At 37.5% G+C, this 17,501-nt stretch carries 17 protein-coding genes; 7 read left to right on the top strand and 10 right to left on the bottom strand.

All coding sequences use genetic code 11. From position 1 onward, the window contains the following. Positions 1–192 precede the first annotated feature (192 nt). On the bottom strand, positions 193–1,611 hold the full coding sequence (aspA, locus tag QV06_RS02740; protein WP_065236841.1) for an aspartate ammonia-lyase: 1,419 nt from the start codon (positions 1,609–1,611) through the stop codon (positions 193–195). A gap of 331 nt (positions 1,612–1,942) precedes the next feature. Here aspA and QV06_RS02735 point away from each other — a divergent pair, with 331 nt between their 5' ends. Next, complete coding sequence (locus QV06_RS02735) at positions 1,943–2,233, top strand: co-chaperone GroES (RefSeq protein ID WP_065234389.1); 291 nt, start codon at positions 1,943–1,945, stop codon at positions 2,231–2,233. A 27-nt stretch (positions 2,234–2,260) separates the two neighbouring features. Continuing rightward, complete coding sequence (gene groL / locus QV06_RS02730; RefSeq protein WP_065234388.1) at positions 2,261–3,907, top strand: chaperonin GroEL; 1,647 nt, start codon at positions 2,261–2,263, stop codon at positions 3,905–3,907. A 498-nt stretch (positions 3,908–4,405) separates the two neighbouring features. Here the strand turns inward: groL and QV06_RS02720 are convergent, their stop codons facing one another. Then, complete coding sequence (locus QV06_RS02720; RefSeq protein ID WP_065236839.1) at positions 4,406–5,269, bottom strand: LysR family transcriptional regulator; 864 nt, start codon at positions 5,267–5,269, stop codon at positions 4,406–4,408. A gap of 110 nt (positions 5,270–5,379) precedes the next feature. Here QV06_RS02720 and QV06_RS02715 point away from each other — a divergent pair, with 110 nt between their 5' ends. Both QV06_RS02715 and QV06_RS02710 read left to right on the top strand, forming a co-directional pair. Beyond that, a complete protein-coding gene (locus QV06_RS02715) occupies positions 5,380–5,778 on the top strand; it encodes a DoxX family protein (protein ID WP_065236838.1) in 399 nt (132 codons plus the stop codon). A gap of 13 nt (positions 5,779–5,791) precedes the next feature. After that, positions 5,792–6,382: an FMN-dependent NADH-azoreductase gene (locus QV06_RS02710; protein ID WP_065236837.1), complete on the top strand. Its 591-nt coding sequence runs from the start codon at positions 5,792–5,794 to the stop codon at positions 6,380–6,382. Positions 6,383–6,435: 53 nt separating this feature from the next. On the opposite strand, the gene QV06_RS02705 is transcribed toward QV06_RS02710, so the two are convergent. Next, on the bottom strand, positions 6,436–7,356 hold the full coding sequence (locus QV06_RS02705) for a LysR family transcriptional regulator (protein WP_065236836.1): 921 nt from the start codon (positions 7,354–7,356) through the stop codon (positions 6,436–6,438). A 123-nt stretch (positions 7,357–7,479) separates the two neighbouring features. On the opposite strand from QV06_RS02705, the gene QV06_RS02700 reads away from it, so the two are divergent. Then, positions 7,480–8,520: an NAD(P)-dependent alcohol dehydrogenase gene (locus QV06_RS02700; RefSeq protein WP_065236835.1), complete on the top strand. Its 1,041-nt coding sequence runs from the start codon at positions 7,480–7,482 to the stop codon at positions 8,518–8,520. 113 nt (positions 8,521–8,633) lie between these two features. Here the strand turns inward: QV06_RS02700 and QV06_RS02695 are convergent, their stop codons facing one another. Then, positions 8,634–8,861 carry a hypothetical protein gene (locus tag QV06_RS02695; RefSeq protein WP_065236834.1) on the bottom strand — a complete coding sequence of 76 codons (228 nt, stop codon included), beginning with the start codon at positions 8,859–8,861 and terminating at the stop codon, positions 8,634–8,636. A 250-nt stretch (positions 8,862–9,111) separates the two neighbouring features. Between QV06_RS02695 and asnB the strand changes: the two genes are divergently transcribed. After that, complete coding sequence (gene asnB, locus QV06_RS02690) at positions 9,112–10,695, top strand: asparagine synthase B (protein ID WP_065236833.1); 1,584 nt, start codon at positions 9,112–9,114, stop codon at positions 10,693–10,695. Between the two features lie 47 nt (positions 10,696–10,742). Here the strand turns inward: asnB and QV06_RS02685 are convergent, their stop codons facing one another. The 5 genes from QV06_RS02685 to QV06_RS02665 are packed head-to-tail and all read right to left on the bottom strand — an operon-like array spanning position 10,743 to position 15,277. Further along, positions 10,743–11,927 (bottom strand): XylR family transcriptional regulator, encoded by a 1,185-nt coding sequence (locus QV06_RS02685; protein WP_065236832.1) that lies wholly within the window; start codon positions 11,925–11,927, stop codon positions 10,743–10,745. A gap of 52 nt (positions 11,928–11,979) precedes the next feature. Further along, the gene (xseA, locus tag QV06_RS02680) at positions 11,980–13,329 is read right to left on the bottom strand and encodes an exodeoxyribonuclease VII large subunit (RefSeq protein WP_432416505.1); all 1,350 of its coding nucleotides are present in this window, start codon (positions 13,327–13,329) and stop codon (positions 11,980–11,982) included. 3 nt (positions 13,330–13,332) lie between these two features. Further along, positions 13,333–14,532, bottom strand: a complete 1,200-nt coding sequence (locus QV06_RS02675; protein ID WP_156541920.1) for a cupin domain-containing protein — start codon at positions 14,530–14,532, stop codon at positions 13,333–13,335. Between the two features lie 18 nt (positions 14,533–14,550). Beyond that, the gene (locus QV06_RS02670; RefSeq protein ID WP_065236830.1) at positions 14,551–14,850 is read right to left on the bottom strand and encodes an RnfH family protein; all 300 of its coding nucleotides are present in this window, start codon (positions 14,848–14,850) and stop codon (positions 14,551–14,553) included. After that, positions 14,837–15,277, bottom strand: coding sequence for a type II toxin-antitoxin system RatA family toxin (locus tag QV06_RS02665; RefSeq protein ID WP_065236829.1), 441 nt, complete (start codon positions 15,275–15,277; stop codon positions 14,837–14,839). Before QV06_RS02665 ends, QV06_RS02670 begins: the two co-directional genes overlap by 14 nt. Before the next feature lie 113 nt (positions 15,278–15,390). On the opposite strand from QV06_RS02665, the gene birA reads away from it, so the two are divergent. Further along, entirely contained in the window at positions 15,391–16,332 is a 942-nt protein-coding gene (gene birA / locus QV06_RS02660; protein ID WP_245174227.1) for a bifunctional biotin--[acetyl-CoA-carboxylase] ligase/biotin operon repressor BirA, read from the top strand. Positions 16,333–16,390: 58 nt separating this feature from the next. Here the strand turns inward: birA and menC are convergent, their stop codons facing one another. After that, a complete protein-coding gene (menC, locus tag QV06_RS02655; RefSeq protein WP_065236827.1) occupies positions 16,391–17,380 on the bottom strand; it encodes an o-succinylbenzoate synthase in 990 nt (329 codons plus the stop codon). Positions 17,381–17,501: the final 121 nt, after the last annotated feature.

The raw sequence follows: 17,501 nt of genomic DNA, 5'->3' as shown, positions 1-17,501 counted from the left end.
TATAGTGATGAAATTATGTTGATTAGTACGCAAGAAAAATCAGGCACTAATCGGATTAATCTAATTCAAAAGGCTTCATTCTAAGGCGTGAGATTGAAAATGCAACCATCAACGTTTTAAAAAAGAAAGAACCCGTTTGGGGACGGGTTCTTGTCTGGGGTGATACACATTACCGTGTATGTCTATTTGGAATTATTTATTTAATTTCGCTTTGTATGTTGGATTCATCAAGTTTTCAACAGAAAGAATATCGTTAAGTTCTTCTTCTGTGAGTAAACCTAATTCAAGTACAACATCTTTCACGCCTTTACCAGTTTTCGCACAAATCTTACCAACTTTATCACCGTTGTGGTGACCAATGAATGGGTTGAGGTAAGTTACAATACCGATAGAGTTAAATACATAGTTTTCACAAACTTCTTTATTTACGGTAATGCCATCTACACATTTATCGCGAAGATTTACGCAAGCATTGGTTAAGATGCTGATAGATTCAAACATCGCTTGACCAATCACAGGTTCCATTACGTTAAGTTGTAATTGACCAGCTTCAGAGGCCATAGTCACAGTAATATCATTACCCATTACTTTAAAACATACTTGGTTTACAACTTCAGGTACAACTGGATTGACTTTCGCTGGCATAATAGAAGAACCAGCTTGTAATTCTGGTAAGTTGATTTCATTTAACCCAGCACGTGGACCAGAAGAGAGTAAACGCAAGTCGTTACATACTTTAGAAAGTTTCACCGCAGTACGTTTTAATGCACCGTGAACCATTACATAAGCACCACAGTCAGACGTTGCTTCAATTAAGTTTTCTGCTTTTACACAAGGTAAACCAGTTACTTTTGCCAAGTTTTCCACAACTAAATCAGTATAGCCTTTTGGTGTATTTAATGCAGTACCGATTGCAGTCGCACCAAGGTTAACTTCTAATAACAATGCAGCAGTTTTGAGTAAGTTTTTAATTTCTTCATCAAGCAATACAGCGAAAGCTTTGAACTCTTGTCCTACTGTCATAGGTACAGCATCTTGTAATTGAGTACGACCCATTTTTAATACATTAGCGAACTCAATAGATTTCTTCTCAAATCCATCGTGTAAATATTGGATTTTATCAATAAGTTTCAAAATGCTGTTGTAAACCGCAATACGGAAACCTGTTGGATAGGTATCGTTAGTTGATTGGCTAGCGTTTACGTGATCCATTGGATCTAAGTATTGATATTCACCTTTTTTGTGGCCTAATTTTTCTAATGCAATGTTAGCAACAACTTCATTAGTATTCATATTCACAGAAGTACCTGCGCCACCTTGGTAAACATCAGATGGGAATTGATCCATACATTTACCTGTTGTAAGGATCTCATCACAAGCAGCCATGATAGCATCAGCAATATTTTGTGGAATTGCACCAAGTTCGCCGTTAGTCATCGCGGTAGCTTTCTTAACCATCACCATACCACGAACAAACTCAGGAATATCAGAGATCGTATTATTAGAAATATTAAAATTTTTGATCGCTCTAAGGGTATGAATTCCCCAATATACATCGGCTGGAATATCTCTTTCACCTAGTAAATCAACTTCTTTACGGAATTCGCTCATAAGACACCTCAATTAATTTAATTTTATAATAAAAATCAAAATGATAAGAAAATAAAAAATCTATTTTTTATCATCGTTTAATAACTTAATTGCCGCCTATTATAGAGAGAGTTTTTCGCAAATTTTGTGATATGGATCATAAAATTAAATTTACCAAATAGGAGTTATTTTTATCTTATTCATTAGTTTTTTTTATAGGTTAAAAAGGCAAAAATTTTTTCTTCTTTTCCCCTTGAAAGCGATTGAGTGATCCCCATTTCTAGAGCCGTTGTCGAAATGGGGTAACCCAAACACATATATTTAGCTAAACATAGATAGGAGTACTTTTATTATGAATATTCGTCCATTACACGACCGTGTAATTTTAAAACGTGAAGAAGTAGAAACCAGATCAGCTGGTGGTATCGTTTTAACTGGTTCAGCAGCACAAAAATCTACGCGTGGTAAAGTGTTAGCCGTAGGTAAAGGTCGTATTTTAGAAAATGGTCAAGTACAACCGCTTGATGTAAAAGTAGGTGATGTAGTGATTTTTAACGACGGATATGGCGTGAAATCAGAAAAAATTGATGGTGAAGAAGTATTAATCATCTCTGAAAGCGACATTTTAGCGATTGTAGAATAATTAGATAGAGAATAAGGAAGCAAAACAATGGCAGCAAAAGACGTAAAATTTGGTAATGACGCACGTGTTAAAATGTTAAAAGGCGTGAACGTATTAGCCGACGCAGTAAAAGTAACATTAGGCCCTAAAGGTCGTAACGTTGTATTAGATAAATCTTTCGGTGCACCAACCATTACTAAAGATGGTGTATCAGTTGCACGTGAAATCGAATTAGAAGATAAATTTGAAAATATGGGTGCACAAATGGTGAAAGAAGTTGCTTCTAAAGCCAATGATGCAGCAGGTGATGGTACAACAACCGCAACTGTATTAGCCCAAGCTATCGTTAATGAAGGTTTAAAAGCTGTTGCCGCAGGTATGAATCCAATGGATTTAAAACGTGGTATTGATAAAGCTGTTGCTGAAGTAGTTGCAGAATTAAAAAATCTTTCTAAACCATGCGAAACTTCAAAAGAAATTGAACAAGTAGGTACAATCTCTGCAAACTCTGATAGCGTAGTAGGACAAATCATTGCTCAAGCAATGGAAAAAGTAGGTAAAGAAGGCGTTATCACTGTTGAAGATGGTACAGGTTTAGAAGATGAATTAGCAGTAGTAGAAGGGATGCAATTCGATCGTGGTTACCTCTCTCCATACTTCATCAATAAACCAGAAACTGCAACAGTAGAATTTGATAGCCCATATATCCTACTTGTTGATAAAAAAGTTTCTAACATTCGTGAAATGTTGCCTGTATTAGAAGCAGTAGCAAAAGCAGGTAAACCATTACTTATCATTGCTGAAGATGTAGAAGGCGAAGCACTTGCAACTTTAGTGGTGAATACAATGCGTGGTATTGTGAAAGTAGCTGCTGTAAAAGCACCGGGCTTTGGTGATCGCCGTAAAGCAATGTTACAAGATATTGCAATCTTAACTGCGGGTACTGTGATTTCTGAAGAAATCGGTATGGAATTAGAAAAAGCAACTTTAGAAGATCTTGGTCAAGCGAAACGTGTTGTAATTTCTAAAGACAATACCACTATCATTGACGGTATTGGTGATGAAGCACAAATCCAAGGTCGCGTTGCGCAAATTCGCCAACAAATCGAAGAATCAACTTCTGATTACGACAAAGAAAAACTTCAAGAACGTGTGGCTAAATTAGCTGGCGGTGTAGCAGTAATTAAAGTCGGTGCTGCAACTGAAGTTGAAATGAAAGAGAAAAAAGCACGTGTAGAAGATGCTTTACACGCAACTCGCGCCGCTGTTGAAGAAGGTATCGTCCCAGGAGGTGGTGTTGCATTAATTCGTGCAGCAAGCAAAGTTGCAGATAAACTTGCAGGCGAAAACGAAGATCAAAATGTAGGTATCAAACTTGCATTACGTGCAATGGAAGCACCATTACGTCAAATTGTGACTAACGCAGGTGAAGAAGCGTCTGTGGTAGCAAGCAAAGTGAAATCAGGTGAAGGTAACTTTGGTTATAACGCAGGTGCAGAAGTTTATGGTGATATGCTTGAAATGGGTATCTTAGATCCAACTAAAGTAACTCGTTCTGCATTACAATTCGCTTCATCAATCGCAGGATTAATGATCACGACTGAATGTATGGTAACTGAATTACCAAAAGATGAAAAAGCGGATTTAGGTGCTGCTGGTATGGGCGGCATGGGAGGAATGGGGGGAATGATGTAATTCATTCACCGGTATCTCCCCTAACCCCTCTTCAGACCTACTGAAGAGGGGTATTTTTTTGTGCTTGATAATTTAGTGGATCACTACAGACTGCAAAATTAGTATACCACTACAGCTAGCCAAAAATCACGAATTGAGCCTTTTTACCAAAAGGTTCCCCTATTCATTTGTAAATGATGGTTAGGGGAGATGCACTTGAAGAGTATTTAGTACATTTTGGTAGGAATAGATGGTTAAAAATAAGTAATTTTGATTAGCTAAAACGATAAACACTGATTAGATACATACCAATGTAGTCTTGCAAAATGATTAATACTGATTAACTAAAATGTTAATACAAGCTAGCCAACAATCACTGGCTGTACCTTTACAGACTAGTCAAAAATCACTAACTGAGCTTTTTCATCAAGAGGTTCCCCTCTTCACTTGTGAAGAGGGAGTAGGGGAGATGTCGAGAGATATAGATAGATTAGAAAAAATTAGCTATATAACTACCAATCAAAAGTGATATTCCTTTTCTACCACGCCTGCAAAATTTTCTGCAATAAAATCAATAAAACTACGTACTTTTGCGCTCATAAATTCTCGATTCATATAGACAGCATAAAGCGTATGATTACGGTTAGCTGGATGGGGAATAATCTGTAACTTGCCATTTCTCACAGCATCATCGCACAAATAACTAGGTAAATAAGCAACACCTTGTCCTGCTAACGCTAATTGATACAGCATTAGGGTATTATCACTGGCAATCGTATCTGTAAAATGATGCTCCAAATGTGTATAAGTCGGCACTAACCCTTTATGCTGATCCCATAATTGTTGTGGCTGCTTCGTAAACTCAGTTAAATATTGTGGGCTAGCTACCCAGTGAAAAGCGATACTTGCAATCGGTTTAACAATTAAATTATCTGATAAATGGGTTGTCACTTTTAATGCTAAATCAAACCCTTGTCCCACTAAATCTGCATGGTGATTGTCTAATGAAAGCTGTAAATTCACTTTAGGATAGCGGCAGCGATACTCTGCTAACAAGTTAGCAAAGGGTTGTGTAGCAAACCAAACGGGCATTGTAATTTTTAATGTTCCTTGCGGATGAATCGTGCCCTGACTTACAATTTGTTTTGCTTCCTCTAAATCATCTAATGCAATAATACAACGTTGATAATATTGTTCGCCCATTTCGGTTAAGCTTAATTTACGGCTAGTTCGATTTAATAACTTCGCTTGTAAGTAATTTTCTAAATGTGATAGATGCTTACTCACCATAGAGGTTGATAAATCCATCTGATCTGCTGCTTTGCTAAAACTACCGCTTTCTACAATCTGGCGAAAAATTCTCATACTTTGTAATGTATCCATTATTGTTTCCCATTAAGAAATAATGCTTTTCCAAAAACAATATCGTTTTCCAATATAGAAATCAATATACTAAGCCACGTTTTCGTTCAGTAATAAGAAAAGGATAACTTATGAGTAGTACAAACAGTTTACCTAGCTATGGATTAGGGTTATTACGTATCGTGGCAGGATACACATTTTTACTACATGGCAGTGCAAAATTATTGGGTTTGCCTCATGTAGCAATGTTTGATGGTTTATCGATTTTTTCTATGATAGGAATTGCTGGTATCCTAGAACTTGTCGGTGGTATTTTATTAGTACTTGGTTTATTTTCCCGAGTTGTAGCTTTCATTTTGTCAGGTGAAATGGCATTTGCTTATTTTATCGGTCACGCTTCCGCTTCAACTTTCTTACTTCCTTTACTGAATGGTGGTGAAGCTGCTGTCTTATTCTGCTTTATCTATCTTTATATTGCAGTAGCGGGTAGTGGCGCTTGGGCTTTAGATAACCTTAGAAATAAACAATAGAAGGAGTTTCTTGATGAGTAATGTTTTAGTATTACGCACCTCTGTAAATGGTGAAAAGAGTTTTTCAAATCAGCTTATTGATCAATTTATTGCAAAAACAAAAGCAAAATGGTCTGAAGTAAACATCGTTGATCGTGATTTAGATGCGAATCCTGTTCCGCTTTTAAATAGTGAAACTGTGGCAGCAATTCGTGCTGGCGTTGCAGATACTGCAGCACAACATGCAGCAATCGCTTTAGCGGATGAATTAATCGCAGAATTAAAAAATGCTGATTACATTGTGTTAGGTTTACCACGTTATAACTTCACAACACCGGCTACCTTTAGAACCTATATTGATTATATTGCTCGTCCACGTGTGACTTTCCAATATGATGAAAATGGTCCAAAAGGTTTATTACCAAATGTGCCTGTATTTGCCTTTGTAACAAGTGGTGGTGAATACGCTGGAACAGAATTTGATACATTAACACCTTGGTTAAAACAAACGCTTGGTTTTGTTGGTTTAAGCAATGTTGATGTGATTCATGTTGAAGGACTTGCTTATAAAGCAGAAGAAGCAGTGGCACAAGCATCTGCAAAAATTGATGAAATTTTAAAATAATTAAAATTCTAGATACCTCAAAAAATTTTAGCGCTCATTTCAAACCTCATACTTTATTTAGTATGAGGTTTTGCTTTAAATCGTTTTCCAATAATCTCTACTAATAGATCAAACACAACTTTTACCCGAGTTGGTGTAATTGTTCTTTGTGGGCGATAAACATATACTGGCCAACGGTACTTTGGTATTTCAGCAAATAATTCAACCAATTCACCATTAGACAAATAGGGATCAACCAACCAATCCACTTGATAACCTATAACCTTTCCAGCCAATATAGCCTGTAAGGTAATTTCTACATCACTACCAATAAACTGTGGGCGATTTGGCGTAAACTGTAAATGTTCATTGAGATACCAACTCCAAACTCGTCCAGTATTACTATCAAAAACAGCCGCTAAAGGGAAATTTTTTTGTAAATCTATAATATCTTTTGGATAGCCATAGTTTGCTAGCAATGTTGGTGTTGCGACAATTTTTTCAGTGACTTCACCGACTTTTCGGGTAATCATTCTGCCATCTGAAAAGTTCCCAATACGGATACCTAAGTCAATTTGTGCTTCAATTGCATTTACTCTAACAGCACTTTGTTGCCAATCAATAATAAGTTCTGGATAAGGTGAGATCGCTTGCAGTAACTCTTGTAGAATATTTTCTTGATCAGGTAATTCCGGCAAAGTAATCCGCACTAATCCTGCCATGTCCTGATTATGTCGTCGCCGAGTCGGAGCGAAGAGCCGTTCTGTTTCCTCTACTAACTGCTTCGCTTGTGGCAAGAATTGCTGACCAAATTCAGTTAATTTAATTTGTCGTGTATTCCGTTGAAATAAAGGTTCACTTAAATGATCTTCTAATTCTGCAATAATGCGTGTAACCACGGGTGGTGAAATTGCTAAACGGTTTGCAGTTTCTTTAAATTGTAACGTTTCTGCCGCGACACAAAATACTTTTAACGCTTCAAGTTTATTTAACATGGTTTCTATCTTAGAAATTATGAAATTCTAATTAATAAATTTTATAGAAATAATAATTATCGTAACATAGCTTTGATTTAACAAGTATCGTTATTTCTCAACTATTTTCTAAGGAGTGAAAATATGACTAAAGCATATGGTGCATATGCCGCCGATAAACCATTAGAACCATTAACAATTACTCGCCGTGCTACTGGACATCACGATGTCAAAATTGACATTGCTTATTGTGGGGTTTGCCATTCTGATTTACATACAGTGCGTTCTGAATGGGCGGGTACGTTATACCCTTGTGTACCAGGACACGAAATTGTCGGTAAAGTGGTTGAAGTTGGGCCACACGTGACTAAATTTAAGGTGGGGGATTTAGTTGGTGTTGGTTGTATGGTGGATAGTTGCCGTGAATGTGATGACTGTAAAGAAGGGCTAGAAAATTACTGTGATCATATGGTTGGTACATATAATGGTCCAACTGAAGATGCCCCAGGTCATACATTGGGTGGCTATTCACAACAAATTGTGGTTGATGAACACTATGTATTAAAAATTAAACACAGTGTAGATCAATTAGCCGCAGTTGCGCCTTTACTTTGTGCGGGCATTACCACTTACTCACCACTTCGTCACTGGAATACTGGACCAGGTAAAAAAGTAGGGGTTGTTGGTATTGGTGGTTTAGGCCATATGGGGATTAAACTTGCTCACGCTATGGGGGCTTATGTAGTTGCTTTCACAACGTCTGAATCTAAGAAAGCGGAAGCACATAAATTAGGTGCTGATGAAGTGGTGATCTCTAAAGATCCAGAACAGATGGCAAAACATTATAAGAGCTTTGACTTTATCTTAAATACGGTTGCTGCTTCTCACAATCTGGATAACTTCACTGCATTGTTAAAACGTGATGGCACAATGACTTTAGTCGGTGTACCAGCAGATCCACATCAATCACCAAATGTGTCGATCTTAATTGGTAAACGTGCTGCAATTGCTGGCTCAATGATTGGTGGTATTGCAGAAACACAAGAAATGTTAGATTTCTGTGCAGAACATAATATTGTTGCAGATATCGAATTAATTAAAGCTGAGCAAATTAATGAAGCTTATGAACGTATGTTAAAAGGTGATGTGAAGTATCGTTTTGTGATCGATAGCAGTACTTTATAATAATTTGGATAACTTATATTCTTCATTATGACAAGAACGGACCTTATGGTCCGTTCATATTTTGAAGTTAAAATTGTCTGTCATTCAGAGTGGACTTTATTCTAAATACTTTTCTAGCTTTTCCACCAAAATAGCCCAGCAATCACAATGGCAAAAATAACCAGCCATACTAACTGAACTTTAGCACTACGCTTATTCAACTCTTGGCGTTCTTGTGTACTTTGCATAATACGTTGTTGATAGATCTGCTTAGCCGCCTCATCATGTAATGGTGTTTGGCAAAATGGGCAGTGCGATAAACTACTATCTACTTTCTTTTCACAATGGGGGCAATTAAGCATTTTTCTTCCTTTATTTCAGTAAAATCACGCCGAGTACTATATCGAAAATTAAATAAATAAATCAATGACTCTCTTTTTTACATAACAATATTTGAAAAAATACAAAAATCGGCTGTTTATTTTATATAAAATTCAACTAAATTCTTTTAATGATAAAAAATTTATTAAAATTTAATAAAAAAGGTAGATAAAAATTATTTTTCCACTATACTAGCTAGAAATAATTCAATTTAAAACAGAGGTTTTTTGTATGTGTGGATTTGTATTTTCTTCTTCAGCGCAGCCTTCAGAGGCATTTAAGCGTAGTTTCGATCATATTTTTCATCGTGGTCCAGATCATCAAGCAGTAATTTGTGCAGATGATGCAACTTGGGGATTTCACCGCTTATCAATTATGGATTTAAGTTCGCAAGGTAATCAGCCATTCCAACACGATGGTATTTCGCTTATTTGTAATGGGGAAGTTTATAACTACACAGAATTGAAAGAATTATTATCTTCAACCTACACTTTCCATTCAGGCAGTGACTGTGAAGTATTGATTCCTCTTTATCAACGTGTTGGCGTTGATGTGATGATGAAGATGCTTGATGCAGAGTTCGCTCTCGTATTAAAAGACAGCAAAACAGGGACTTTAATTGCAGGACGCGATCCGATTGGGATTCGCCCAATGTTTTATGGCTATGATAAAGAAACAGGTAGCATTGCCTTTGCATCTGAAGCGAAAGGATTAATTGATTGGTGTCGTGATATTCACCCATTCCCACCGGGACATTATTACCTAAACGGTGAATTTATTTGTTATAACGACATTGCTGATCCAAAAGTTGTAGTTGATCAAGATCTTGACACCATTACCAGTACATTACGTGCAAAATTAGAAAAAGCTGTGATTAAACGTTTACATTCTGATGCACCTTTAGGTTTCTTATTAAGTGGTGGCTTAGATTCTTCGTTAGTTTGTGCTATTGCACAAAAACATTTAGATAAACCAATTAAAACATTTGCGATTGGTATGGATACCGATCCTATTGACTTAAAGTATGCTAAAGAAGTAGCGGATTATCTTGGTTCTGAGCATACTGAAGTCATTATGACCAAAGATGAAGTGTTAGCTGCATTAGAAAAAGTGATTTGGCATTTAGAAACTTGGGATATTACTACTATTCGTGCAAGTATCGGGATGTATCTTGTATGTAAATATATCCACGAACAAACCAATCTAAAAGTGTTATTAACTGGTGAAGTTAGCGATGAAATCTTTGGTTATAAATATACTGACTTTGCACCAAATGCGGCGGAATTCCAAAAAGAAGCACAAAAACGAATTCGTGAATTATATATGTATGATGTGTTACGTGCTGACCGTTGTCTTGCAGCTAACTCGTTAGAAGCACGCGTTCCATTTGGTGATATTGATTTTGTTGATTACGCTATGAGTGTGAACCCAGAGAAGAAAATGAATGTTTACAACAAGGGTAAATACTTATTACGTAAAGCGTTTGAAGGAACAAATTATTTACCTGATAGTATCCTTTATCGTGAAAAAGCAGCATTTAGTGATGCAGTAGGTCACTCAATGGTAGATCATCTAAAAGCTTTTGCCGAAAGCAAATATAGTGATGAAGATTTAGCGAAAGCGAAAGAAAAATATCCGTATGGTACACCATTCACCAAAGAATCATTACTTTACCGCGATATCTTTGAAAAATTCTATCCGGGACAAAGCCATTGGATTAAAGATTTCTGGATGCCAAATAAAGAATGGGAAGGCTGTAATGTAAACGATCCTAGTGCACGTGTACTAGGCAACTATGGTGATAGTGGTAAATAAATCTAAATATAATCCCTCATTTGTTAATGAGGGATTTTTCAAATTTATTAAATAGCTAAATCTGGCTGATATTGGGCTCGATATTCATTTGGTGTTTGTTGGAATTCTTTTTTAAACACAAAATAGAAATATTGAACTGACGGATAACCGCATACTTCCGCAATCTCTTGAATCGCAATTTGCGTATCACTCAATAACTGTTTCGCTTTATTCATTTTTTCTTCGTGTAAGACTTGGTGAATCGTCTTTCCTGTTTCTGCACGGAAACGATTTTCCAAGTTTGAACGCGAAGCTTTAACATAATCCAGCACTTGTTCGACTTTAATACCTGAACAAGCGTGCAAACGGATATAATGCAACGCTTGAATAACTAATGGATCTTGAATCGAACGATAGTCCGTAGAAGTTCTTGCCTCTACTCTTAATGGCGCAATCAGCAACGGAGTATGCTTAATTGGACGCTGTTCAATCAAGGCGTGTAACAATTTTGCCGCTTGATAGCCCATATTTTTTGTTCCTTGTCGTACAGAGGAGAGTGGAACTCGAGAAAAGGCTTGAATTAACTCTTCATTATCAATTCCAATAATACATAGCTGATCTGGAATAGGAATATCCAATAGATCGCAAGTTTGTAACAGATGCCTTGCTCGTGCATCGGTGACGGCAATAATACCTGTATGTTTAGGCAAAGATAATAACCATTCGCTTAGCTCCTGTTGGGCTTGTTGCCAATTTTCAGCGTGGGTTTCATGCCCTAAATAAATTTCAGGCTGATAATTATTGTTTGCCATAATTCGTTCAAATGCCATTCTCCGTTCGGTTGACCAGTGTTGAAAACCGGGATCGGGCAAACCGTAAAAGGCAAAATGGTTAATTCCTTTACGTTGTAAATGCTCAAAGGCATATTGCAAAATTGCATTATTATCGGTAGCGACATAAGGGATATTCGGTGGGTAATTTTTTTCATCTTGATAAGAGCTACCTACTGCTACCACAGGAATACGGCTATTTAGCAACTCTTTTGCTAATCGAGGATCATCAAAATCAGCAATAATACCATCTAAATTTTGCGGATCTAACGCAAGCTCACGATGTATAAAGTCATCTTCTAAGAATACATTCCAAGAAACTCTAGAGGTTTGAATATATTCGCCAATGCCACTCATCACTTCACGATCGTAAACCTTATTTGCATTAAAAAATAAAGCAATTTGATAATAGGACTTTGACATAATCCCTCCTTTGAGAATACAAAAATGTAAAAATCTAATGAATTAGTTCAGATCACTCCTTGATCTGCTCAACCACACTCACAATCTGCCCATCAGCAGTTCTAGTAATTAAAGATTGTCCAACATTCACTTGTTGCACACTACTTACTACCTGCTGTTCTTCGGTCATTGTCACGGTATAACCACGCTGTAATACTTTTAACGGGCTAACACTGTCTAACCGTCCACTTAATTGAGCAAATTGATAGCGTCGCTGTTGTAATAACCCTTTTAACGCTGCATTTAAACGAAATTGCCACTGCTGTAATGCTTGTCGTTGTAACTGAATATTTGCTGGCAGCGGCACCTGCCATAAACGTTGTTGTAATCGTTGGTGCTGTTGTTTTTGTTGCTGTAAGTAAAGCTGAATACTCTTATATAATCGTGTTTGCAAATAAAGATAATGCTGTTTCTGTAAGGCTAATCGTGCCTGTGGATGTTGATTTTGCAAACGCAAAGTCACTCTTTCCAACCGTTGTTGGCATACAGTAAATAGACGGGAAAAGGCGTTTTCTAAACGTTGCTGTAAATAATCGATCTTTTGCCATAACTCTTTTTGATCTCGGCTTAGAAGTTCTGCTGCGGCAGAAGGCGTTGAGGCGCGTAAATCTGCCACAAAATCTGCAATGGTCACATCGGTTTCATGACCTACTGCACTAATAATTGGAATTGTCGAAGCGAAAATCGCTCTTGCGACAACTTCTTCATTAAAACACCACAGATCTTCTAATGAACCACCACCGCGTCCAACAATTAACACATCACACTCTTGGCGAAGATTCGCAATTTCAATACTGCGAACAATATCCGCTGCGGCGTCTTTCCCTTGTACTAAAGTAGGATAAATAATTACCTCTAGGCTGGGGTTTCTGCGGCGTAAAATCTGTAAGATATCGTGTAAGGCGGCACCACTTGATGAAGTAATCACGCCGATCCGTTGGCAAATTTGTGGTAAAGGTTGTTTCCATTGCTGTGCAAATAGTCCTTCTGCCGCTAACTTCATTTTTAGCCGTTCAAACTCTTGCTGTAATAAGCCTTCTCCCGCAGGCTGCATACTCTCCACAATGATTTGGTAATCACCTCGAGGTTCATACAAGCTGACACTTGCGCGAACTAATACTTGCATTCCATTTTGTGGTTTAAATGCAACGCGTAAATTACGCATTTTAAACATAGCTGCCCGCACCTGAGCATCATTATCTTTTAATGTGAAATACCAATGCCCCGATACAGGTTGTGAAAAATTAGAGATTTCCCCCGTTAGCCACACTGCGCCTAACTCTTGTTCTAATAACGTTTTGGCACAACGGTTTAATTGGCTCACTGATAAAATACTTGGATGATTATCCAGATTCATTAGCATAAATTATTCCGTATCTAGCAATAACCAGCCGTTATCTAACCAATCACATAAGCTATCTAACAGCAAATCTAACGAGGTTTCTTCGCTAACATAATGTTGTAAAGTTTGCCAATCTATGGCGTTACCATCTGCGAATAGGGCTAGCAATTTACGTTCCGTCACATTTAATTCATCAATCCATTCCCCATTAATGAAAATATTTCCATCGGTGGTATAGATCATTTTGCAATTAGCATCTTGATACAAACGATCACCCGCTTGTAACGCTTCCGCTAATTCATCAGGATAAATGCCTTCTTCAGTAGTTAATAAGGAATAACGGCGACTACTTACTGTAGTAGCTACCGCTTGGGTAAACAACGCATCCACTTGATTGGATTCTTGTAATAATGTAATCAGCTGTTGTTTCAAGTTAGCGACATTTTCTGGTGCTAATAATCCGTTTTTTTGCACTATCGGAGATAAACGGAAAGGAATCGCAAAATCGCTACTATTCAGCTGTTCGCTATGATGGACTAATGCTTTACAGAAATTCTCTAAAATATCGCTTGCATTGGGATAACGTAAACCAAAAGAGAAGGTCAAACAGTCACTTTCTGCCACACCATAATGGGATAACCGAGATGGGACATACAATACATCGCCGGGCTGCATTACTTCATCAAGAATTAATTCGCCCATATCATCAAAAATTCGGATCGGTTGATTAGCTTTAAATTCAGTAGAAGGATCGCACCATTTACCTAATTGCCAACGGCGTTCGCCATATCCTTGCACTAAAAACACATCATATTCATCATAATGTTTACCCACGGAACCGCCTTTTGGTGCGAATGACACCATAATATCATCACGTTGCCATTGCGGGATAAAAGCAAATGCCTGCCATAACTTACCTAATTCTGGCGACCATTGCTCTAGGTTTTGTACCAATACAGACCACTTTTCTGGCAAATTTTTAAAATCTTTTGCGGTTAATGGGCTTGTTTTTAATTGCCATTTTTCTTCACCGTTACGTTGATGTGTTTGCACTAAACGTGCTGTTACCTCTTCTTCTTGAGCCAATTCAATAATATCTTGCGGTTCAAACATACCGACAATTTGTGGCAAACCTTGACGTATCAACAATGGCTTTTTTTGCCAATAATCACGTAAAAAGATTTCAGGGGTAATGTCTTTAGGTAAGCAGTATGTGGTCATGATAAATTCCTGATGACTTAGTTATGATTTCGCTTTTTGTTCTTGCTGTTGGGCTGCACGCTTACGGCGAATTTCTTTTGGATCAGCTAATAGTGGACGATAAATTTCCACACGATCACCCTCACGCAAAATATCAGTCAATTTGGCTAAACGGCCAAAAATGCCCACTTTGTTTTCACGTAAGTCTATCTCTTGATAGCGTTGTAATACCCCAGATTGCAAAATTGCAGATTGCACATTACATCCTTCAGGCACACAGATTTTTTTTAAAAAATAGTGTTGTGGTAACGCATAAGTGACTTCGACATTAATTTCTGACATGATAAATCTCCTTAGCACGTTGCTTAAAGGCTTGCACCATTTGTGAGGTTAGTTGTTGGAAAATCTTACCAAACATCTTTTCTACTAACGCATTACTAAATTCAAATTGTAGTTGTAGGCTAATTTGTGAGGAGTATTCATCTAACGGTAAAAAACGCCATTCCCCAGTTAACTGTTTAAATGGTCCTTTTACTAATTGCATCTGAATTGATTGATAAGGTTGCATTGTATTATGAGTAGTAAAAGCCAAACGAATACCTGCTTTACTTACCACTAATTCTGCATCTAATTCATTCCCGTGTTGTTGCAAAGTTTGACTTGCAACACACCCCGGTAAAAATTCAGGATAGCGTTCATATTGATTAACTAATTGATACATTTGTTCTGCACTATGTGGCACTAATGTGGTTTGGGAAACTTTATGCATAATTGTTAGAGGTAAACACAAATGCAGTGTATTATACGCATTTTCACTGGGAATTATAGCGTCAAATAGAGCAATCGCCTTTTACACTGACAGGAATCAATTTAACTTAAACAATGATGAATCAACAACTCTTACAGCAACTTGCAGACGGTAAACCACATTGCTATCAACAACTTAGCCAAACCCTAAATCTTACGGAAGATCAATTACAAAACATCTTAACTGAATTAACTCAACAAGGGATTCAGATTGAACAAACTGAAACAGATTGTATTTGGCAACCGGTGGCGGAATTATTGGATCATATCTACCTACAACAAACACTACCTCATAATCATTTAATTGTGTTGCCTATCATTGATTCTACTAATCAGTATCTACTGGATCATTTGTCACAGCTTCCTAATAACAGTGTTTGTTTAGCGGAGTATCAAACTGCAGGTCGCGGACGTCGTGGGCGTAAATGGATTTCTCCTTTTGCAGGACAAGTAATTGTAAGTTTTTACCATTGCTTTCCACAACACACCCAACTTTCAGGTTTAAGTTTAGCGATTGGGATTGCAGTGGCCCAGGCATTAACCTCTCTCGGTTATCAACAAGTTCAATTAAAATGGCCGAATGATATTTGGTTGGCAGGGAAAAAACTAGGTGGAATTTTAATTGAGATGAAACAAAATCCTACTTCATTTGATTACCAAGTGGTGATTGGATTAGGGTTGAATATTCATCTTCCGTTAGACACTTCGATCGATCAGCCAATTGCTATGTTAAGCCAACAAAAACAAGTAAATCGTAATCAGATCATTGCCCGACTTATTCAACAGATTAATCAAGTTTTATCCCAATTTAGTACACAAGGCTTAACGACTTTGCTCACTGCATGGCAACAATATGACTATTTTTATAAAAAACCAGTTAAATTATTACTTGAGCAACAGCAAATTTGCGGTATTGCGATGGGGATTAATCCGCTTGGAGAGTTACTCTTGCAAACAGAACAAGGGGATATTCAAACTTTTGCTATTGGCGAAATTTCATTAAGGGCTGCTGGGTAGCATCCCCCCCCCCCTCTTCACTTGTGAAGAGGGGGGATGTCGGAAGATGCAGAGATGCCTACACCTCTATAAAATACTCGCTGTCTAATCCTGCCAACGGTAAGGCCGAATTTGGCCAAGCACGTACTAATTGTACTTTCATCAGATCTAACGTATCCAATCCTGGAGTGGTATTTGGCGTATATTGTTGTGCAATCCGAGCTAGCTGGGTTAAGCCAAAACTGGATTCAATGCTTGAGCTAATTACCACAATTAACCCTTGTTGATGTGCCTGTTCAATTAAACTGACACATTTTTCTAACGATCCCACTAATGTTGGCTTAATCACAATCGCTGCAACGTGCGGTTCTGCTTTTACTGTAAACGCTGGATCGCGCACAGTTTCATCCCATGCAATGGCAATCCCAGTTTCAGCAGCAAATTGCAAACTTTCCGTAGGTGTTTTACAAGGTTCTTCAATAAATTGAATTCTGGCACGATGTTCAGGTTTTACATATTTCGCAAACATAGCTGCTTTTGTCGGTGTCCAAGAGCGGTTGGCGTCTAAACGCAATTTTAGATCAGGCACTGCTTCTAGGAACATATCAGCAATTAAACCATCACGATTAGCTTCATATAAACCAACTTTAATTTTGGCAATTTTCTCACCTGGTAGCTGATCTAATTCTTCATATAACTCATCAGGATCACCATAACAAAGTGGAGCTGTATTAAAATTACCCTCTGTAGTGAGTTTATTTTTCATTTCTGCTAAAGCACAACTTAAACCAAATGCCACAGAAGGGTAGCAATTTTCTAATGATAATTTTTCATTACGTGAACGTGCTTGATCCCAAGCATTTAACCATTCAAGTGCTTGTTGTTGTGCTTGGTCTAGTGTTTCTTGACTAAATTCAGGTAAGGGGGCAATTTCGCCCCAACCTTCCGAATTACCACAACGAATCTGTACTAGTAACCCTTCACGTTGCTTTAAAAAGCGGTTACGTAATACAACTTGTGAATCCATAGGAATTTGATAGCGATAAAGTTTATAGCAACGTTCAGTCATAGTTAAATCCTTAAAAATAAGCTTATTATTTTGGTCGTAATAGACGTTTTACCAAAGTGGCGAGTATATCAATTAGGGCAAATAGCGACAATCACCAAACCTAGTACAAACAAGATTAATC

Source organism: Gallibacterium genomosp. 3 (assembly GCF_001678475.1).
Lineage (GTDB): Bacteria > Pseudomonadota > Gammaproteobacteria > Enterobacterales > Pasteurellaceae > Gallibacterium > Gallibacterium faecale.
The sequence above is the reverse complement of the archived record's forward strand: the minus strand, read 5'-3'. Positions and strand labels throughout refer to the sequence as shown.